Origin of the sequence: Microbacterium hominis NBRC 15708, assembly GCF_001592125.1 — a bacterium.
Classification (GTDB): domain Bacteria; phylum Actinomycetota; class Actinomycetes; order Actinomycetales; family Microbacteriaceae; genus Microbacterium; species Microbacterium hominis.
Map to the genome: position 1 here is coordinate 1 of NZ_BCWI01000023.1, position 20,018 is coordinate 20,018.

Below are 20,018 nucleotides of genomic sequence, written 5' to 3' on the forward strand. Positions count from 1 at the left end.
CGCGTCGCGTGACGCGGCCGTCGTCGTCGCGGCGACTATCGTGGAGGTATGTCGATGGATGGCGACGACCAGCAGCTGCGCCGCGAGGATCTGCTCTCCGCCCTCGAGGTGATCGAGGAGCAGCCCCTTCGCGAGCGCGCCGCCGCCTACGCCGCCCTGCACGACGAGCTGGCGCGCCGTCTCGAATCCGGCTCGCGCGACGGCGGCCAGTGACGGTGCGGTTGGATGCGGCCCTCGCCGCGCGAGGGCTGTCGCGTTCTCGCACCCAGGCCGCGCGGGACATCGAGGCCGGTCTGGTCACCGTCGACGGTGTGCCGGTCGTGAAGCCGTCGACGCCGGTCGCGGACGATGCGGTCCTGGCGGTGGCCGGTGCGGACCACTACGTGAGTCGTGCCGCGCACAAGCTCGTCGCGGCCCTCGACGCCTTCCCGATCCGCGTCGACGGACGGCGGTGCCTCGACCTGGGGGCGTCCACGGGCGGCTTCACGCAGGTGCTCCGCGAGCGCGGGGCGGCGCACGTCCTCGCCGTCGACGTCGGACACGGGCAGCTCGCGGCCTCCGTCGCGGCCGACCCCGGCGTGACGGTCGTCGAGGGCTTCAACGTCCGGTACATGACGCCGGCAGCGCTGGCCGCCGCATCCGGCGACGATCGTGTGCCCGAGGTGGTCGTGGCCGATCTCTCGTTCATCTCGCTGGGGCTCGTCCTCCCGGCGATCGCGACGCTGGTCAGCGCCGCCACCGACATCGTGCTGTTGATCAAGCCGCAGTTCGAGGTCGGTCGGACGGGGGTGCGTGAGGGACTGGTCACCGACCCGGCCGCCCGCGCCGACGCCGTCGCGGGCGTGCTGTGGGCGGCGTGGGACCTGGGGCTCGGCACCGCCGGCCTCATCGCCTCGCCGCTGGCGGGCACGCACGGCAACCGGGAGTACCTCGTGCACCTCCGGCCGATCGCCGCCGACTCTGTCGACCGCCCGGCGACGGCCGGCAATCCGACAGAATGGCTGAGGACGATCGATGAGCTGACGGGAGCGGTATGACCGACGCGACACGTACGCGCGACATCCTGGTGGTCGCCCACGCCCGGCGAGACGACACCGTCGCGGCCGCTCGTCGCGTCATCGCCGCGCTGACCTCGGCCGGTGCGCGGCCGGTGCTCGCCGTGGACGATCCCGAGCTGGTCGCGGCCCTGACCGATCTCGGTCCGCTGGCGGCCCTGGGCACGGATGTGCACGTCGCCGACGTCGAGCTCGCCATCGTGCTGGGCGGTGACGGCACCATCCTGCGCGCGGCCGAACTGGTGCGCGACGGCACGGCGCCGATCCTCGGCATCAACATGGGCCATGTCGGCTTCCTCGCCGAGATCGAGCCGGACGACATCGACGACGCCATGCGCCGCATCATCGCGCGCGACTATCAGGTCGAGGAGCGGATGACCCTCGCCGTGCGCGTGAAGGATGCCGACGGCGCCGTGATCTACGACACGTGGGCGCTCAACGAGGCCACCGTCGAGAAGGCCGCGCGCGAGCGCATGATGGAGGTCGTCATCGAGATCGACCGCCGCCCGCTGTCGAGCTTCGGCTGCGACGGCGTGGTCATCGCGACTCCCACGGGCTCGACGGCGTACAACTTCTCCGCCGGAGGGCCGGTGATCTGGCCCACCGTCGAGGCGATCGCGGTGGTCCCGCTCTCGGCGCACGCTCTGTTCGCGCGCCCCCTGGTCGTCGGCCCCGAAGCGACGGTGGCGATCGAGGTCCTCGCTCGCACCGACGGCACCGGCATCCTCTGGTGCGACGGACGGCGGTCCCACGACCTGCCGCCGGGCGCACGCGTGGTGGTGAGCCGATCCGCTCAGCCGGTGCGGCTGGCGCGTCTGCACCCGGCACCGTTCACCGATCGGCTGGTGCGCAAGTTCCAGCTCCCCGTGACCGGCTGGCGGGGCCCCACCGAAGGGTCGGCGGTCGTTGCGGCGGGGGAGGGCTCGACGTGATCGAGCAGATGACGTTGCGCGATCTGGGCGTGATCGCTCAGGCGACCCTCCCGATGGGGCCGGGGTTCACCGCGATCACCGGTGAGACCGGTGCGGGCAAGACCATGGTGGTGACCGGACTCGGGCTGCTCCTCGGCGCCCGCTCGGACTCGGGCGTCGTGCGCGCGGGGGCCGCTCAGGCGGCCGTGGAGGGCGTGTGGGTCGTGCCGGATGCCGGTGCGGTGGCCGACCGCGTCGCGGAGGCCGGCGGCGAGGTGGAGCCGATCGGCGACGGCCTCGCCGAGCTCTACCTGGCGCGCACCGTGACGGCGGAGGGTCGCAGCCGCGCCAGCGTCGGCGGGCGTACGGCGCCGGCGGGCGTGCTCGCCGACCTCGCCGAGCAGCTCGTCGTGGTGCACGGCCAATCCGATCAGCTGCGTCTGCGCTCCGGCGCCGCCCAGCGCGACGCCCTCGACCGCTTCGGCGCCGCGGAGATCCTCCCCGCGTGGGAGGCATACCGCGAGGCATACACCGCGTTGCGCGAGCTGTCGGCGCAGATCGCGGACATCACCGGCCACGCGGCGGAGCGCGCCGCGGAGGCCGAACGGTTGCGCGCGGAACTCACGGAGATCGAGCAGGTCGATCCGCAGCCCGGCGAAGACCTCGAGCTGGCGCAGCGCGCCGAGAGACTGGCCAACGTCGAAGAGTTGCGACAGGCGGCCGCGATCGCCCACGATGCCCTCTCCGGCGGCGGTGAGGCGCCGGATGTCACGCTGCTCGTCACGGAGGCGCGGCGCGCACTCGACCGGGCCGCGCGCAGCGACACGATCCTCGCGGGTCACGCGGCGAGCCTCGACGACATCTCGTACCGCGTGGCCGACCTCGCCACCGAGCTGAGCGCGTACCTCGCCGACCTCGACGACTCGGGGCCGCACGAGCTCGCCGCGGTCGAGGAGCGCCGGGCCGCCGTCACCGCCCTGGTGCGCGCGCACGGCACCCTCGACGCCGCGCTCGAGCTGGCGCGCACCGGTGCGTTCCGTCTCGCCGAGCTCGACGACGACGGTGAGCGCATCGCCCGCCTGCGGGAGGAGGAGGCCGAGGCCGCCGCCGCCCTCGATGCCCTCGCGTCCCGCCTCACCGCCGCGCGCCGCGCCGCGGCCGTGCGCCTGGCCGACGCGGTCACGGAGGAGCTGCACGCGCTCGCCCTTCCCGACGCGCGCGTCGTCGTCGCCGTCGAGGAAGCGGCACCCACGGCATCCGGCCGCGACGACGTCACGATCCTGCTCGCGCCGCATCCGGGCGCGGAGCCCCGTCCCGTCGCCAAGACCGCCTCGGGCGGCGAGCTCAGTCGCGTCATGCTGGCGATCGAGGTCGTCATCGCGGGCTCCGGCGGGGTTCCGACGTTCGTGTTCGACGAGATCGATGCGGGCATCGGCGGCGCGGCGGCGATCGAGGTCGGTCGACGCCTCGCGCGGCTCGCCGAGACGAGCCAGGTGATCGTCGTGACCCACCTCGCGCAGGTCGCCGCGTTCGCCTCCAACCACCTGAGCGTCGTGAAGTCCGGCGACGGCTCGGTGACGGCGTCGAGCGTGCGTGCGCTCGTGGGCGCCGATCGGGAGGCCGAGATGGCGCGCCTGCTGTCCGGCCTGTCGGATTCGACCACCGCTCTCGACCACGCCCGGGAGCTTCTGAGCCTCGCCCACTCCGGGCTGATAGGATGAAAGCCCGTGACGGACACTCATTCAGCAGGTAAGACGGCGGGCAAGACTTCGAACGACACCACCAAGCACATCTTCGTGACGGGCGGTGTCGTTTCGTCGTTGGGGAAGGGCCTGACCGCCGCCTCCCTCGGGAATCTGCTGACGGCGCGCGGACTGCGCGTGGTGATGCAGAAGCTCGACCCGTATCTCAACGTCGATCCCGGGACGATGAACCCGTTCCAGCACGGTGAGGTCTTCGTCACCGACGACGGCGCGGAGACCGACCTCGACATCGGCCACTACGAGCGCTTCCTCGACATCGAGCTGAGCCAGGCGGCCAACGTCACGACGGGCCAGATCTACTCCCAGGTCATCGCGCGCGAGCGCCGCGGCGAGTACCTGGGCGACACGGTTCAGGTCATTCCCCACATCACCGATGAGATCAAGCGTCGGATGCGCCTGCAGGCCGACGAGACGCCGAAGCCCGACGTGATCATCACCGAGATCGGCGGCACCGTGGGCGACATCGAGTCGCAGCCGTTCATCGAGTCGGCGCGCCAGATCCGCCACGAGCTCGGACGCAAGAACGTCTTCTTCGTGCACGTCTCCCTCGTGCCGTTCATGGGCGCCTCGGGCGAGCAGAAGACCAAGCCCACGCAGCACTCCGTGGCGGCCCTGCGCTCCATCGGCATCCAGCCGGACGCCCTCGTGCTGCGCAGCGACCGTCCCGTCACCGAGTCGAACAAGCGCAAGATCGCGCTCATGTGCGACGTCGACGAGGATGCCGTCGTCAACGCGGTCGACGTGCCCTCGATCTACGACATCCCCACCATGCTCAACGAGCAGGGACTCGACAGTTACATCGTCGACGCGCTGGGGCTGTCGGGCAAGGCCGCCGAGGTGGACTGGACGCGCTGGAGCAAGGTGCTCGACGCCGTCCACAACCCCAAGCACGAGGTGACGATCGGCCTCGTCGGCAAGTACATCGACCTGCCCGACGCCTACCTGTCGGTCACGGAGGCGCTCAAGGCCGGAGGCTTCGCACAGGAGACGAAGGTCCAGGTGAAGTGGATCGCGTCCGACCTCTGCGAGACGCCGGAGGGCGCCGAGAAGGCGCTGGGCGCCCTCGACGGCATCGTCGTGCCCGGCGGTTTCGGCATCCGCGGCATCGAGGGCAAGCTCGGTGCGCTGCGTTTCGCGCGCGAGCAGGGCATCCCCACGCTCGGCATCTGCCTGGGCCTGCAGTGCATGGTGATCGAGTACGCGCGCCACGTCGCCGGCATCGAGGGCGCCTCCTCGAGCGAGTTCGACCCCGACACCACGCACCCCGTCATCGCCACGATGGCCGAACAGGTCGACATCATCGACCGGGGCGACCTGGGCGGCACGATGCGGCTCGGCCTGTACGAGGCCGAGCTCGCCGAGGGGTCGCTGGCCGCCGAGGTCTACGGCGCGGGCCGCGCGAGCGAGCGCCACCGGCACCGCTACGAGGTCAACAACCGCTACCGCGACCAGATCGCCGAGGCGGGCATGTGGTTCTCGGGGCTGTCGCCCGACCACGGGCTCGTCGAGTACGTCGAGCTGCCGCGCGACGTGCACCCGTACTACATCGCGACCCAGGCCCACCCGGAGCTGCGCTCGCGCCCGACCGAGGCCAACCCGCTGTTCCGCGGCCTCATCGCCGCGGCGCTGGAGCGGCACCGCGCCAGTGAGCTGTTCGAGGTCGAGCGTGACTGACGCCTCACCGCTCGCGGACGACCCGGTCGAGGCCGCGGTCGTCCGCACCGAGACGCCGTTCGTCGGACGGGTGTGGAACATCCGCCGCGACGAGGTCTCCTACAACGGCGAGTCCATCGTGCGCGAGTACATGGACCACACCGGGGCCGTCGCGGTGCTCGCGCTGGACGATGAGGACCGCGTGCTGCTGATCAAGCAGTACCGGCATCCGGTACGCCTGCGCGACTGGGAGATCCCGGCGGGCCTGCTCGACATCGCGGAGGAGTCGCCGCTCGTCGCGGCGCAGCGTGAGCTGGCCGAGGAGGCGGACCTCGTGGCGGCATCCTGGCACGTGCTCGGGGAGTTCATGACCTCGCCCGGCGGCAGCGACGAGGCCATCCGCATCTACCTCGCACGCGACCTGCGCGCGGCCGACGAGACGTTCGCCCGGGAGGCCGAGGAGGCCGACATCGAGGTGCGCTGGGTCGCCCTCGACGAGGTCGTGGACGCCGTCCTCGACCGGCGCGTGCAGAACCCGTCGCTCATCGTGGCTGCCCTCGCGGCGCAGGCGTCGCGCGCGCGGGCGTGGTCGACGCTGGCGGCGGGAGACGCTCCGTGGCCGCGGCGCCCGCGGGCCATCGGCGAGAGCGGACCCGCGGTCTCGCGGTGAAGGTCGACCGCGCGATCGACGCCTACCTGAGGCACATCACGATCGAGCGCGGCCTGTCGGAGCATACCGTCGCGGCGTACCGCCGCGACCTGTCCGGCTACCGCGCGTGGCTGTCCGCGCAGGGCGTCGAGGAGACGGCGGAGGTGACGCCGGCGCTCGTGGCGGCCTTCGCCGCGGAGCGCGCGTCGGCCGTGCCCCCGCCCGCGGCGACGTCGCTGGCGAGGCTGCAGTCGTCGGTGCGTGGGCTGCACCGCTTCCTGGTGCGCGAGGGGATCGAGCAGGCCGACCCGAGCGATCGGCTGCGGCCGCCGAAGACGCCGCAGCGACTGCCGAAGGCACTGTCCATCGACCAGATCGAGGCGCTGCTGGATGCCGCGGGCCCCGCGCCCGGAGCCACCGGCGACACCGACATCATCCGACTGCGCGACCGGGCCTTGCTGGAGCTGCTGTACGCGACCGGCGCGCGCGTCTCGGAGGTCATGCAGCTCGACGTCGACGACGTCGCGGGCTCGGGCGGCGAGGTGATCCGTGTGCGCGGCAAGGGGCGCAAGGAGCGGATCGTGCCGGTCGGCTCGTACGCGCGGGCGGCCCTCGACGCGTATCTCGCCCGCGCCCGCCCGGAGCTGTCGCGGCGGGGTCGCGCGACCGCGCGCCTGTTCCTCGGTGCGCGCGGCGCGCCGCTGTCGCGGCAGGGGGCGTGGCTGATCATCCAGGACGCGGCGGGGCGCGCCGGTCTCACGGCGCACGTGTCGCCGCACACCTTCCGGCACTCGTTCGCGACGCACCTGCTGCAGGGCGGTGCCGACGTGCGGGTCGTCCAGGAACTCCTCGGCCATGCGTCGGTCGCCACGACCCAGATCTACACCCACGTCACGGTCGACGCACTGCGCGACGAGTATCTCACCTCCCACCCCCGCGCCCGCTGATTTTCTCCGGCGCATCGGGCGGTTCCCGCCGCGGACGGCGAGGGACGATGGCGGGATGAACCGCGAGAGCATCCCCGCCGTGCACCGTCCCGGACGCGCGCTGTCCGTCTGGTGGATCGTGGCCGGTGCGACCGGCGGCATCGTGGCGTTCCTGCTCTACCTGGAGTACATCGGCCAGCTGACGGGGGCCACGCCCCTGATCAGCTGCAGCATCAGCCCGATCGTCACGTGCGGCCCCAACCTGCTCTCGCCCGGCGGCAACCTGCTGGGGTTCAGCAACTCGATCATCGGCATCATGCTCTTCTTCGGCCCCATCTACGCGGGTGCCGCAGCGTTCGCCGCTCCGGCGGGTCTGCGGTCGTGGTTCTGGCGCGTGTACGGGCTGTTCGTGGCGGGCGCCTTCGTGTTCGTGCACGTCCTGGCGTACCGGAGCGTCTTCGAGTACGGCTCGCTGTGCCCCTGGTGCATGGTGATCTGGCTCGTCACGATCCCGCTCTTCTGGACCGTCGCCGGCTGGACGCTCCGCGACGGGGTGTGGGGGAGCGGGCCCGGTGTGCGACGCGTCGGGGCGGCGGTGCTGTCGTGGCTGCCGCTGATCGTGGTGGCGGACTACCTGGTGATCGCCGTCGCCGCCCAGCTGCGGCTGGACGTCATCGGCAGCCTCTTCTGAGGCCGGAGCCGGGTCGGCGCTCGATCTTTCACGGCGGAAGAGGCGGCGCACGGCCGGGTGGTCCGACCACAATGGGCCGCATGGATGCCGCCGGTCGCCCCGAACGCAAGGGCCTGTTCGGCAGACGCGGTCGCGGCGCCGACGCGCAGCGAGACGCCGCCGCCGAGGCCCGACCCGGGTTCGCCTATCTTCCCGAGGGCGAGGTCTACCTCGATTCCGCGTGTCAGACGCTGCGGCCGCAACCGGTCATCGACGCCGTGCAGGACTACTACCTGCACAGCAACGCGTGCGGCGGGCGCGTGCGGTACGACGCCGGCCGGCGGGTGGATGCCGAGGTGGCGCGCACGCGCGAGCGGACCCTGGCCGCCCTCGGGCTCACGTCGCGGCGGCACGCCTGCGCCTTCACGCTCAACACGACGTACGGTCTCGGGCTGCTCCTGGCGAGTCTGCCCGCGGGAGGGCACGCCCGGATCGTCACGACGGCCACCGAGCACAACGCCGTGTTCCTGTCGACCATCGCGGCCGCGCGTCGCCGCGGCATCCCGCGCATCGTCCTGGAGCGCGACGACGAGGGCCGCGTGCTCACCGACGAGGAGGGCCTTCGGGACGCGATCGTCGTCGTGTCGGCGATGGATAACGTCGCGGGCGTCGTCACCCCGGACCTGCCGGAGCTGATCGCGTCGGCGCATCGCGTCGGCGGCATCGTCATCGTCGACGCCGCCCAGGCGGCCGCCCATGCCCTCGAGACCCTCCGCGGTCTCGACGCCGACGCGGTCTGCTTCTCGGCGCACAAGATGTACGGTCCCTCGCTCGGCGTCGTCGTCGCCACGCGGGAGCTGCTCACCGCGTTGGATCCCGTCATCGTCGGCGGCGGCCAGGTGAGCGCCGTCTCGGCCGACGACTTCACCCTGCTGCCCGATCCGCACACCCGCCTCGAGCCCGGCCTGCAGGCGTGGGCCGAGATCATCGGTTTCGGCGCCGCCCTCGATTGGCTGGCCGGGTTCCGCAGCGCCGCCGGCGAGTCGCTCGAGGTGCACGAGCAGCGTCTCGCGACGCGCCTGTACGACGGGCTCGCCGCCCTGCCGCGGCTGCGCATGATCGGCGACGCGCCGACGCCGGTGATCTCGATCCTGCCGGAGCGGGTCGACGGACACCGGCTGGCCGCGTTCCTGGCGCACGCCGGCATCTCCGTGCGCAGCGGGTCGTTCTGCGCCCACCACTGGTTGATCGAGCGGCGGGGGTTCGGACCCCTCGTGCGCTTCAGCCTCGGGGCGCACAACACCGACGCCGACGTCGATCGCACGCTCGAGGTCATGACCGCGATGATGGCGGGGTTGTGACGTGGTCTGCATCGTCGCCTTCATCGTCGTCCTGGTGCTGTCCGCGGTCTCCGCGAAGTACCGCCGGCTGCTCGGTAAGGCATGGGGGTGCGCGTGGCGCCGGGTGACGCTGCGCCCCTGCGACACCACGTTCCGCGATGACGTCAAGAACTCGCTGCTGGCTCCTCTGGCGGTGCGCGCGCCGCGGCTCGTGCGCCCGGCGAGCATCACCATCGAGGTCGTCGCCTGGATCATGGTCCTGAGCCTCATCGTCAGCCTCTATCTGCTCGGCCGCAGCGGTCTCAACCTCTTCGTCTACGGGACGTGCGACAAGCAGAACGCCCAGGCGTGCACGCTCGCCGCGCAGGCCTGCTCGATCGACGCCGTCGAGCCGGGCTTCTGGGAGTCGATCGGCACCGGCGACGTCCTCGGCGCGTTCGGCCGCGAGTTCGCCTCGGTCGGCGACACGATCGCCACCGTCCCGAGCCGGCTGCGGACGTGGGATGCCGAGGACTTCGCGTCGCCCGACGCCACCTACCTCGGTGGTCGCGTCGACGGACGGCCGACGGCGCTCGACGTCCTCGACCCCGGATGCCGCTTCTGCGCCGAGCTCTTCCGCAACATGCGGGAGGCGGGCTTCGACGAGACGCACAACGTGACCTACCTCGTCTATCCGATCCGCGGCGGCTTCGGTGACAAGTTCGCCAACTCGCACCTCATCGCGACCTACCTCACGGCCGTGCGCGCCTTCGAGGCGCAGCGGACGGCGGCGGACGCCGCGGCCGACACGGCGGGGGCGGAGACGGGCGACTGGTTCATCCTCGAGCAGCTGTTCACGACCGAGACCGCCGACGGTCAGCCGACGCAGGAGTGGATGAACGCCGCGTCCGCGGAGGCGGCGACCGCCCGCCTGCACGAATGGCTCGGCCTCGACGGCTACACCCCGGCACAGATCGAGCAGATCACGGAGCTCACCACCTCGCCCGAGGTCGCGGCATCCCTCGCGCACACCCGCGCCGTCGTCGAGGATCAGATCCGCACCGTCTCGATCCCGTCGCTGATCGCGGGAGGCGGCTTGCACGCGGGCCTCATGGACGTCGACACCCTGCGGGGCCTCGGCTGAGCCGACCCCACCCTGTGCGAGAATCGAGGAGCACGGCGGCGCACGTCCGCCAGGCCCTGGGAAGGGCATCACGGAGCAGGAGTGTCGGTGGCGGATAAGACGCGGGGGACGAAGAAGGCCCTCTCGGAGGACGTTCCGATGGGACCGACCGGTCGGCCGTACCACGGCTTCCCGACCCCGCCCGCGCTCACCGGTCACGGCCCCGCCCGCATCATCGCGCTGTGCAACCAGAAGGGCGGCGTCGGCAAGACGACGACGACCATCAACCTGGCCGCCTCCCTCGCGCAGTATGGGCGCAAGGTGCTCGCGATCGACTTCGACCCGCAGGGTGCGCTGTCGGCCGGTCTCGGCATCGCCACCCACGACATCCCGACGATCTACGACCTGCTGCTGGACACCAAGCGCGACCCGCACGAGACGATCGTGCACACGTCGGTGGACGGTCTCGACGTCATCCCCGCCAACATCGACCTGTCGGCCGCCGAGGTGCACCTCGTCAACGAGGTCGCCCGCGAGACGATCCTGGCGCGCGTGCTGCGCAAGGTCGCGGGGGAGTACGACGTCATCCTCATCGACTGCCAGCCCTCGCTCGGCCTGCTCACGGTCAACGCCCTGACGGCGAGCCACGGCGTGCTCATCCCGCTGGAGTGCGAGTTCTTCGCGCTGCGCGGAGTGGCGCTGCTCATCGAGACGATCGACAAGGTGCGCGACCGCCTCAACCCCTCGATCGAGCTGGACGGCGTGCTCGCCACGATGTACGACCCGCGCACGCTCCACTCGCGCGAGGTGCTCGAGCGTGTCGTCGAGGCGTTCGGCGACGACGTCCTGGAGACGGTGATCGGGCGCACGGTGAAGTTCCCCGACGCGTCGGTGTCGGGCGTTCCGATCACGACGTTCGCCCCCGAGCACGCCGCCGCCCAGGCCTACCTGCGCCTCGCGCGGGAGCTGGTGGCTCGTGGCGCCGTCGCCTGACGAGCCGGACGTCGCGGCGGCCGCGCCGGTCGCAGACGCGGCCGCGGAGGCCGACGACACCGGATTCCGCGTCTCGCTCAGCAACTTCGACGGTCCGTTCGACCTGCTGCTGACGCTGCTCGGCAAGCACGAGCTCGACATCACGGAGATCTCGCTCAGCAAGGTCACCGACGAGTTCATCGCGTACCTGAAGGGCCTCGACTCCGACGACGATCTCGATCAGGCCTCCGAGTTCCTGGTCGTCGCCGCGACGCTGCTGGACATGAAGGTCGCGGGGCTCCTCCCGCAGGGCGAGCTGGTGGATGCCGAGTCGGTCGCGCTCCTCGAGGCACGCGATCTGCTGTTCGCCCGTCTGCTGCAGTACCGCGCGTTCAAAGAGGTCTCGGCCTGGTTCGAGCGCAGCCTCCGGCGCGAGGACCGGCGCCACGTGCGCGCCGTGCGCCTCGACGAGAAGTACCGCCGCGCGGTGCCGGAACTGGTCTGGACGCTGTCGAAGGAGGACTTCGCGGCGCTCGCGATGCTCGCCTTCGCGCCCAAGGAGATCCCGCACGTCGGGCTCGACCATCTGCATGCGCCGCTGGTGTCCATCCGCGAGCAGGCCGCGATCGTCGTCACCCTGCTGCGCGACGCGGGAACCCTCAACTTCCGGGAGCTCGTCGCCGGGGTCGCCCAGACCGGCGTCGTCGTCGCCCGCTTCCTCGCGGTGCTGGAGCTGTACCGCCACGCCGCCCTCTCGTTCGAGCAGCTGGAACCGCTCGGCGAGCTCACCCTGCGCTGGACCGCCGAACGCTGGTCCGAAGAGAACCTCGCCACCCTGGGAGCCGATTATGACCGCTGACACCGAGACCGACACGAACGCGCCGCCGCGCTCGCAGGAGCCCGCCGACGTCGCGCGCCGGATCGAGGCGATCCTGCTGATCGTCGACGAGCCGCAGAGCCTCGTCGCGCTCGCCGCCGCCGTGGGAGCGCCCGTGCCCGCCGTCCGGCAGGCGGTGGCGGGCCTGGTCGCCGACTACGACGGCGAGACCGGCGGTCCGCGTCGCGGCTTCGAGCTGCGCGAGGTCGGCGGCGGCTGGCGCCTGTACGTGCGCGACGAGCACGACGACCTGATCGCGGACTTCGTCGGCGGACAGGCCCCGTCGCGCCTGTCGCAGGCGGCGCTGGAGACCCTCGCGGTCATCGCCTACAAGCAGCCGGTCACCCGCAGCCAGGTCGCCTCGATCCGCGCGGTGAACGTCGACTCGGTCGTGCGCACCCTGCTGGCACGAGGGCTGATCACCGAGCTGTTCACCGATCCGGAGACCGGTGCCATCAATTACGGGACGACCGAGGCGTTCCTCGTGAACCTCGGCATCAACGGGCTCGACGAGCTGCCGCACATCTCGCCGCTGCTCGACGACGGATCCGACGGCTTCGACGCGGAGGTGCTCCGATGACGACGAACACCCCGGATGCCGAGGGCGTGCGGCTGCAGAAGGTGCTCGCGAACGCGGGCGTGGCCTCCCGCCGCGTCTGCGAGCAGTACATCGTCGAGGGGCGCATCCGCGTCAACGGCGAAGTGGTCACCGAGCTCGGGCGGCGCATCGACCCGGCATCCGATCTGGTCGACGTCGACGGCACCGCCATCCAGCTCGACACCACGAAGCGCTACGTGATGCTCAACAAGCCCACCGGTGTCGTGTCGTCGATGAAGGACGAGCAGGGCCGCCCCGACCTCCGCCGCTTCACGAAGGACTGGGACGAGCGGCTCTACAACGTCGGGCGACTGGATGCCGAGACGTCGGGGCTGCTGGTGCTGACCAACGACGGCGAGCTCGCGCACGTGCTCGCCCACCCGTCGTTCGGCGTCACCAAGGTGTACATCGCCAAGGTGACCGGTCGCGTGACCCCGCAGACCATCGCGCGGCTGACGAAGGGCGTCGAGCTCGACGACGGCCCGATCGCCGCCGACAAGGCGCGTCTGCTCGACACCTCGGGCGACACGTCGCTGGTCGAGCTGACGCTGCACTCGGGCCGCAACCGCATCGTGCGGCGCATGATGGCCGCCGTCGGTCACCCCGTCGTCGAGCTCGTGCGCCGACAGTTCGGACCGCTCCACCTGGGAACCCTCCCGGCGGGGCGGGCGCGGGAGTTGACTACAGTGGAACGCGGCGCGCTGCTCACGGTGGCGCGTCAGGCGGCGCCCACGCCGTCCGGGGACAGCTGAGGCGGAGAACAGTGACCGAACAGGCCGTTGCCGATGCACGCGCGCGTGCGGCTCGCACCTCCGGCACGGTCCGGATCGTCGGTGCCGGGCTGCTCGGCGCCAGCATCGGCCATGCGTTGCGCGCGCTCGGCGTAGACGTCGCGCTCGCCGATGCGTCGCCGGCGCAGCTGCGGCTCGCCGTCGACTACGGCGCGGGTCGCGCGGCCGCCGACGGTGACCGCCCGCTGCTCGTGGTGGTCGCGGTTCCGCCCGACGTCGTCGCCGACGTCGTCGAGCGCGAGCTCGCCGCGTTCCCGGATGCCGTCGTCACCGATGTCGCGAGCGTGAAGCTCGACCCGCTCCGCGAACTGCGTCGACGCGGCGTCGACCTCACGCACTACATCGGCTCGCATCCGATGGCCGGGCGCGAGCGGGGCGGCGCCATCTCGGCGCGCGCCGACATCTTCGTAGGCCGCCCCTGGGTCGTGTGCCGTGACGAGGAGACCCCGGCATCCGATCTCGCGCTCGTCGAAGGGCTCGCGCTCGACCTCGGCGCGACGCCCATCGAGATGACTCCCGACGAGCACGACCGCGCGGTCGCGCTCGTGTCGCACGTGCCCCAGCTGGTGGCGTCGCTGCTCGCGGGCCGGTTCGTCGACGCGCCCGACGGCTCGCTGCGGCTGGCCGGACAGGGCGTGCGCGACACGACCCGCATCGCGGCCTCGGCACCGGAGCTGTGGGTGCAGATCCTCGGTGCGAACTCCGCACCCGTCGTCGACGTGCTCGACGCTCTCTCCGACGACCTGCGCGCCGTCGCGGACGCCCTGCGCGCCCCCGAGGCCCCCGGCGCGCGGCGTGCCCTCGCCGACACCATCCGCCGCGGCAACGACGGCGTGGAGCGCCTGCCCGGCAAGCACGGCCAGAACCGGCGTTTCGAGAGCCTCGTCGTCATGGTCGACGACACCCCGGGCCAGCTCGGCCGCCTGTTCGGAGAGCTAGGGGAGCTCGGCGTCAACGTCGAGGACCTGCGGCTGGAGCACTCGCCGGGCGCCCAGTTCGGTCTCGCCGAGATCAGTGTCGACCCGACGATCGTGCGCCAGGCCGAGGAGGGCCTCGTGGCGCGCGGCTGGAAGATTGCGAGCCTGCCCTCATGACCGTCACGATCGCCATCGACGGGCCCGCCGGCTCCGGCAAGTCGAGCGTCTCCAAGCAGGCCGCGCGCGCGCTCGGCTACGGCTACCTCGACACCGGGGCGGCCTACCGCGCCCTCGCGTGGCACGTGCTGGCGCGCGGCACCGGGGCGGCCCAGGACACCGCCGACGAGACGGCCGTCGTGGCCGCCGCATCCGACTTCCCCTACGCGATCTCGCTCGACCCCGACGACTACTGGGTGCGTGTGGGCGACGCCGACGTGACCGCCGCGATCCGCGAGCCGCGGGTGACCGACGCCGTGAGCGGCGTCGCGCGCGTGCCCGCCGTGCGGGAACAGGTCAACGCGCTGTTCCGCCGCCTCGTGCGCGAGTCGGGTCGGCCGGGCGTCGTGGTCGAGGGCCGCGACATCACCACGGTCGTCGCGCCCGACGCTCCGGTGCGCATCCTCCTCACCGCCGCGCCCGAGGTGCGCGCCGCGCGCCGCAGCGCGGAGCTGAGCGCGCACGACGCCGACGCGGTCGCCGCGGCGCTGCACCGACGGGATGCCGCCGACAGCACCGTGGTCGACTTCCTCACCGCCGCAGACGGGGTGACGGTCGTCGACTCCACCGAACTCGATTTCACGCAGACCGTGGAGGCCGTCCTCGACGTGATCTCCGCGGTCGCCCTCACTGCACAGGAGAATCCCGATGGCCGCTGAAGACGACTACGAGGCCGGACCCGACCAGATCGAGGAGAAGCTCGCGAACCTCGATGAGGAGCTCGCCGAGCAGCGGGCCGCGGCGCTGCGCGCCTCCCTGTCCGACTACGAGCTCGACGACGAGGACGATGAGCTGCTCGCGGGCTTCACCGCCGGCGGCGAGGTCGTCGAGATGCTGCCGGCGCTGCCGGTCGTCGCGATCGTAGGACGGCCCAACGTCGGCAAGTCCGCGCTGGTCAACCGCATCCTGGGCCGTCGCGAGGCCGTCGTGGAGGACACCCCCGGTGTCACGCGCGACCGCGTGACGTACAAGGCCGAGTGGATGGACCGCCGCTTCAGCCTCGTCGACACCGGCGGGTGGGAGCCCGACGCGCGCGGCATCGACCGCTCCGTCGCGGCGCAGGCCGAGGTCGCGATCGAGCTGTGCGACGTCGTGCTGTTCGTCGTCGACGCGATGGTCGGCGCGACCGCGACCGACGAGGCCGTCGTCAAGCTCCTGCGCACGACGAAGAAGCCGGTCTTCCTCGTCGCGAACAAGATCGACGACGCCCGGCAGGAGCCTGAGGCCGCGGCCCTGTGGAACCTCGGTCTCGGCGAGCCGCACCCCGTCTCCGCGATCCACGGCCGCGGTGTCGCCGACCTGCTCGACGAGGTCATGAAGGTGCTGCCGGAGGTCTCGGCGGTCGCCAAGGGCGAGCTCGGCGGGCCGCGTCGCGTCGCGATCCTCGGTCGCCCCAACGTCGGCAAGTCGTCGCTGCTGAACAAGGCCGCCGGCGAGGAGCGCGTGGTCGTCAACGAGCTCGCGGGCACGACCCGCGACCCCGTCGACGAGATCGTCGAGCTCGGCGGCAAGCTGTGGCGCTTCGTCGACACCGCCGGCATCCGTCGCCGCGTGCACCTGCAGCAGGGCGCCGACTTCTACGCGTCGCTGCGCACCTCCGCCGCGCTGGAGAAAGCGGAGGTCGCCGTCGTCGTGCTCGACGTGTCGCAGTCGATCAGCGTGCAGGACCTCAACATCATCGACCTGGTGCTCGAGTCGGGCCGTGCGCTCGTGCTGGCGTTCAACAAGTGGGATCGTCTCAACGACGACGACATGGAGAACGCCGACCGTCGCCGTTACCTCGAGCGTGAGATCGAGCAGGACCTCGCCCACGTCACGTGGGCGCCGCGCGTCAACATCTCGGCGCGCACCGGTCGTCACCTCGACAAGCTCGTGCCGGCGCTGGAGACGGCGCTCGAGTCGTGGGATCAGCGCATCCCGACCGGCAAGTTCAACGCGTTCCTGGCCGAGCTGGTGGCCGAGCACCCGCATCCGCTGCGCGGCGGCAAGCAGCCGCGCATCCTGTTCGGCACGCAGGCCGGCACCCGGCCGCCGACGTTCGTGCTGTTCACGACCGGCTTCCTCGACCCTGGGTACCGGCGCTTCATCCAGCGCCGTCTGCGCGAGATCTTCGGCTTCGAGGGCACGCCGATCGTCACCAACATGCGGGTGCGCGAGCGTCGCCAGCGCTGAGCCGCGGCGCGGCTGCGAGCCCGGGCCGCTGACCGAACTGCAAGGCCTCTGCGCCGACACGCGGTGTGGGGTGCGGATGCCACGGCGTGTCGCCCCGCATCCCTTGCAGTTCGGGAGGGTGGGCGGACGAGCCGCGCCCCGAGCGGGCTCGGCCCAGCCGGCTGGCCTGTCGGCGGTGGTGGCGGCGTGTGCTGCTGACCGAACTGCAAGGCCTCTGCGCCGACACGCGGTGTGCGGCGCGGATGCCGCGGCGTGTCGCCCCGCATCCCTTGCATTTCGGGCGGGTGGGCGGGCGGACGAGCCGCGCGCCGAGCGGACTCGGCCGAGCCGGCTCGGCCTGTCTGCGGTCGGGCGGGCTGCTGACCGAACTGCAAGGCCTCTGTGTCGACACGCGGTGTGCGGCGCGGATGCCGCGGCGTGTCGCCCCGCATCCCTTGCAGTTCGGGAGGGTGGGCGGACAGGCGCGCGGGAGGACAGGCAGCCGGGCGGAGGTCAGGCAGTTCGGGCGGGCGGCGCTGACCCGGTACGCCGGCCCGCGCCCGCGCCCCCGCCCCGGCCCGCGCCCGGCCAGCGCGACGGCGCCACGCGCGCTCGACCCCGGTCCCGGTCGTTGAGCGAGCGGCGCAGCCGCGAGTCGAAACGCGGCCCCGTCAGCGGATGACCAGCGAGCGGAACCGCTCCGTCGGCAGGTCGTCGAGCCGGAGCGCCGGTGCCTCGGCATCCGCCACGCGGGGGAGCGGCTGTCGGGCCCCCGTCTCGCGGAACCGCTGCACGGCCCAGTGGTCGACGCCCGCGTCGGCGAGCCGGCATCCGAGCTCGCGCAGCCCCGCGTCGTCGATCGCCGCGGGGTGCACCGTGGTGCGCACCTCGTAGTCGAGCGGGTGGTCGGAGCCGGCCCGCAGCAGCCGATTGCCCAGCACCAGCTCGAGCGAACGCCACGCGTGGCCGCCGCTGGGGCCGCGACCGGTGACGGCGGCGTAGTCCTCTCGCGAAGCCTTGATGTCCAGGCCCACCCAGTCCACGAACGGCAGCGCCTGCGCGAGCAGCCCGGGATACGCCCCCGCCGTGTGCAGCCCCACCCGGAATCCGAGCGCGCGCACCATCCGCATCGCCGGGACGAGGGCGCGCTGCAGCGTCGGCTCGCCGCCGGAGAACACGACGCCGTCGAGCAGCCCGATGCGTTCGCATAGCAGGTCGGTGACGTCGGCCCAGGTGACGGCGCCCTCGGCGCGCGGGTCGATGAGGGCGGGGTTGTGGCAGTAGAAGCAGTTCCACGGGCAGCCCTGCAGGAACACGGTCGCGGTCATCGTGTCGGGCCAGTCGACGGTGGAGAACGCCGTGACCCCGGCGATGTTCAGCTCATTGGCTGCAGCGGTGCGGACCATGACTCCTCCTGCGGTGTCGCGGATGCCGTCGCCGGGCCGTCGTGGGGCGCGACGAAGTACGTCCTCTCCTGAGCTTCGCCCTTCTTGCCGATGTTGAACCCGGCGATCGGCCGGAAGTAACCCATGACGCGCGTCCACACCTCGCACACGGCGCCGCAGTCGGGGCAGGTCTCGTGCTCGCCGGAGCGGTAGCCGTGGCGCGGGCAGATCGAAAAGGTCGGGGTGATCGTCAGATACGGCAGGCGGAAGCGCTCCAGCGAGCGGCGCACCAGGTCACGGCAGGCGGATGCCGAGGGCAGCGCCTCGCCGAGGTAGAGGTGCTGCACCGTGCCGCCGGTGTATTTCTGCTGCAGCGGCTCCTGCATCGCCATCGCGAGGAACGGGTCGCTCGTGTAGCCGACGGGCAGCTGCGAGGAGTTCGTGTAGTACGGGTTCGCCCGGGTCCCGGCGTGCCGGATGCCGGGGTCGGTGCCGTCCGCGCTCGTCGCGGCATCCTGGGCGGAGCCGAAGCGGGCGATGTCCTCCTTGGCGAAGCGGTACGTGGCACCCTCGGCGGGGCTCGCCTCCAGGTTGTACATGTGGCCGGTCTCCTGCTGGAACGCGGTGATGCGCGCGCGCACGTGGTCGAGCAGACGCGTGGCGAGGGCGGCCCCGGCATCCGTCGTGATGTCGTGCGCATCGCGCGTGAGGTTGCGGACGTACTCGTTCACGCCGTTGACGCCGATGGTGGAGAAGTGATTCTCGAGTGTGCCGAGGTAGCGCTGCGTGTAGGGGAAGAGTCCGCCGGCGAGGTGATGGCCGATCACCTCGCGCTTGGCCTCGAGGCTGTCGCGGGCGATGTCGAGCAGTTCGTCGAGGCGGGCGAGCGCCGCGGTGTCGTCGCCGGTGCCGGTGGAGTGCAGGAAGCCGAGGCGTGCGCAGTTGATCGTGACGACGCCGATGGAGCCGGTCTGCTCCGCCGAGCCGAAGAGGCCGTTGCCGCGCTTGAGGAGCTCGGTGAGGTCGAGCTGCAGGCGGCAGCACATGGAACGGATCATGTGCGGGTCGAGGTCGGAGTTGAGGAAGTTCTGGAAGTAGGGGAGGCCGTACTTCGCGGTCATCGCGAACAGGGCCTCGACGTTCTCACCCTCCCAGTCGAAGTCGCGGGTGATGTTGTAGGTGGGGATGGGGAAGGTGAAGGCGCGGCCGTCGGCGTCGCCCGTGGTCATGACGTCGATGAACGCGCGATTGATCATCGCCATCTCCGGCGCCAGCTCGCCGTACGTGAACTCCTGCACGCGGCCGCCGAGGAGAGGATGCTGCTCGCGCAGGTCGTCGGGGCACACCCAGTCGAACGTGAGGTTGGTGAAGGGGGTCTGGGTGCCCCAGCGAGAGGGGACGTTGAGGTTGAAGACGAACTCCTGCATCGCCTGGTGCACATCGTCGTAGCTCAGCGCGTCGACGCGCACGTACGGGGCGAGGTAGGTGTCGAACGAGCTGAACGCCTGCGCGCCGGCCCACTCGTTCTGGAGCGTGCCGAGGAAGTTGACGAGCTGGCCGAGCGCGCTGGAGAAGTGCTTCGGCGGGGTGCTGGAGATCTTGCCCGCGACACCGTTGAAGCCCTGTTCCAGCACCATCCGCAGCGACCAGCCGGCGCAGTAGCCGGCGAAGACGTCGAGGTCGTGGATGTGCAGGTCGCCCTCGCGGTGGGCCGTGCCGGCGGCGGGGTCGTAGACCTCGTCGAGCCAGTAGTTCGCGACGAGCTTTCCGGCGGAGTTGAGGATCATGCCGCCCAGCGAGTAGCCCTGGTTGGCGTTCGCGTTGATGCGCCAGTCGGAGCGGGCGAGATACTCGTCGATCGTGGCGCGGGCCGAGACGACGGTGTCGCTGGGGGAGGAGGACATGGTGATCCTGCTTTCGATATCTCGTGGGGTGGGCTTGGTCTGACCACAATATGTGGGGTCTGCGGGGCCTGTCGCGCCCAGATGTGGGCGTGTCGGAGAGTGATGCACCGTGCAAAATCTCGTCACGCGGAGGCGGCG

Annotated in this window: 19 protein-coding genes; 17 read left to right on the forward strand and 2 right to left on the reverse strand. The window is 71.7% G+C overall.

Translation table 11 applies throughout. The features are described from left to right. Positions 1–48 precede the first annotated feature (48 nt). From MHO01S_RS16560 to der, 17 genes are all read left to right on the forward strand, one after another. Positions 49–213, forward strand: a complete 165-nt coding sequence (locus tag MHO01S_RS16560; RefSeq protein ID WP_157553804.1) for a hypothetical protein — start codon at positions 49–51, stop codon at positions 211–213. Continuing rightward, complete coding sequence (locus tag MHO01S_RS14505) at positions 210–1,037, forward strand: TlyA family RNA methyltransferase (protein ID WP_060960709.1); 828 nt, start codon at positions 210–212, stop codon at positions 1,035–1,037. The genes MHO01S_RS16560 and MHO01S_RS14505 overlap by 4 nt, the downstream gene beginning before the upstream one ends. Continuing rightward, positions 1,034–1,987 (forward strand): NAD kinase, encoded by a 954-nt coding sequence (locus MHO01S_RS14510; protein ID WP_060960708.1) that lies wholly within the window; start codon positions 1,034–1,036, stop codon positions 1,985–1,987. The genes MHO01S_RS14505 and MHO01S_RS14510 overlap by 4 nt, the downstream gene beginning before the upstream one ends. Beyond that, positions 1,984–3,687, forward strand: coding sequence for a DNA repair protein RecN (gene recN / locus MHO01S_RS14515; protein WP_061782521.1), 1,704 nt, complete (start codon positions 1,984–1,986; stop codon positions 3,685–3,687). The genes MHO01S_RS14510 and recN overlap by 4 nt, the downstream gene beginning before the upstream one ends. 6 nt (positions 3,688–3,693) lie before the next feature. Then, on the forward strand, positions 3,694–5,403 hold the full coding sequence (pyrG, locus tag MHO01S_RS14520; RefSeq protein WP_060960706.1) for a CTP synthase: 1,710 nt from the start codon (positions 3,694–3,696) through the stop codon (positions 5,401–5,403). Beyond that, a complete protein-coding gene (locus MHO01S_RS14525) occupies positions 5,396–6,052 on the forward strand; it encodes an NUDIX domain-containing protein (RefSeq protein ID WP_060960705.1) in 657 nt (218 codons plus the stop codon). The genes pyrG and MHO01S_RS14525 overlap by 8 nt, the downstream gene beginning before the upstream one ends. After that, complete coding sequence (xerD, locus tag MHO01S_RS14530) at positions 6,049–6,978, forward strand: site-specific tyrosine recombinase XerD (protein ID WP_061782530.1); 930 nt, start codon at positions 6,049–6,051, stop codon at positions 6,976–6,978. The genes MHO01S_RS14525 and xerD overlap by 4 nt, the downstream gene beginning before the upstream one ends. 55 nt (positions 6,979–7,033) lie before the next feature. Continuing rightward, on the forward strand, positions 7,034–7,648 hold the full coding sequence (locus tag MHO01S_RS14535) for a vitamin K epoxide reductase family protein (protein WP_060960704.1): 615 nt from the start codon (positions 7,034–7,036) through the stop codon (positions 7,646–7,648). Positions 7,649–7,728: 80 nt separating this feature from the next. Beyond that, positions 7,729–8,988: an aminotransferase class V-fold PLP-dependent enzyme gene (locus MHO01S_RS14540; protein ID WP_060960719.1), complete on the forward strand. Its 1,260-nt coding sequence runs from the start codon at positions 7,729–7,731 to the stop codon at positions 8,986–8,988. A gap of 1 nt (position 8,989) precedes the next feature. After that, positions 8,990–10,090 (forward strand): hypothetical protein, encoded by a 1,101-nt coding sequence (locus MHO01S_RS14545; protein WP_060960703.1) that lies wholly within the window; start codon positions 8,990–8,992, stop codon positions 10,088–10,090. 138 nt (positions 10,091–10,228) lie between these two features. Then, positions 10,229–11,062: a ParA family protein gene (locus tag MHO01S_RS14550; RefSeq protein WP_061782522.1), complete on the forward strand. Its 834-nt coding sequence runs from the start codon at positions 10,229–10,231 to the stop codon at positions 11,060–11,062. Beyond that, the gene (locus MHO01S_RS14555; RefSeq protein WP_060960701.1) at positions 11,046–11,900 is read left to right on the forward strand and encodes a segregation and condensation protein A; all 855 of its coding nucleotides are present in this window, start codon (positions 11,046–11,048) and stop codon (positions 11,898–11,900) included. The genes MHO01S_RS14550 and MHO01S_RS14555 overlap by 17 nt, the downstream gene beginning before the upstream one ends. Then, on the forward strand, positions 11,890–12,498 hold the full coding sequence (gene scpB / locus MHO01S_RS14560; RefSeq protein WP_061782523.1) for an SMC-Scp complex subunit ScpB: 609 nt from the start codon (positions 11,890–11,892) through the stop codon (positions 12,496–12,498). The genes MHO01S_RS14555 and scpB overlap by 11 nt, the downstream gene beginning before the upstream one ends. Then, positions 12,495–13,268 (forward strand): pseudouridine synthase, encoded by a 774-nt coding sequence (locus MHO01S_RS14565; RefSeq protein WP_060960699.1) that lies wholly within the window; start codon positions 12,495–12,497, stop codon positions 13,266–13,268. Before scpB ends, MHO01S_RS14565 begins: the two co-directional genes overlap by 4 nt. An 11-nt stretch (positions 13,269–13,279) precedes the next feature. Beyond that, positions 13,280–14,401, forward strand: a complete 1,122-nt coding sequence (locus MHO01S_RS14570; RefSeq protein ID WP_061782524.1) for a prephenate dehydrogenase — start codon at positions 13,280–13,282, stop codon at positions 14,399–14,401. Continuing rightward, positions 14,398–15,099: a (d)CMP kinase gene (gene cmk, locus MHO01S_RS14575; RefSeq protein ID WP_061782525.1), complete on the forward strand. Its 702-nt coding sequence runs from the start codon at positions 14,398–14,400 to the stop codon at positions 15,097–15,099. Before MHO01S_RS14570 ends, cmk begins: the two co-directional genes overlap by 4 nt. After that, positions 15,089–16,612: a ribosome biogenesis GTPase Der gene (der, locus tag MHO01S_RS14580; protein ID WP_060960696.1), complete on the forward strand. Its 1,524-nt coding sequence runs from the start codon at positions 15,089–15,091 to the stop codon at positions 16,610–16,612. Before cmk ends, der begins: the two co-directional genes overlap by 11 nt. Positions 16,613–17,262: 650 nt before the next feature. Here the strand turns inward: der and MHO01S_RS14585 are convergent. Further along, positions 17,263–17,997 carry an anaerobic ribonucleoside-triphosphate reductase activating protein gene (locus tag MHO01S_RS14585; RefSeq protein ID WP_060960695.1) on the reverse strand — a complete coding sequence of 245 codons (735 nt, stop codon included), beginning with the start codon at positions 17,995–17,997 and terminating at the stop codon, positions 17,263–17,265. Continuing rightward, entirely contained in the window at positions 17,967–19,880 is a 1,914-nt protein-coding gene (locus MHO01S_RS14590; protein WP_060960694.1) for a ribonucleoside triphosphate reductase, read from the reverse strand. Before MHO01S_RS14590 ends, MHO01S_RS14585 begins: the two co-directional genes overlap by 31 nt. Positions 19,881–20,018 lie beyond the last annotated feature (138 nt).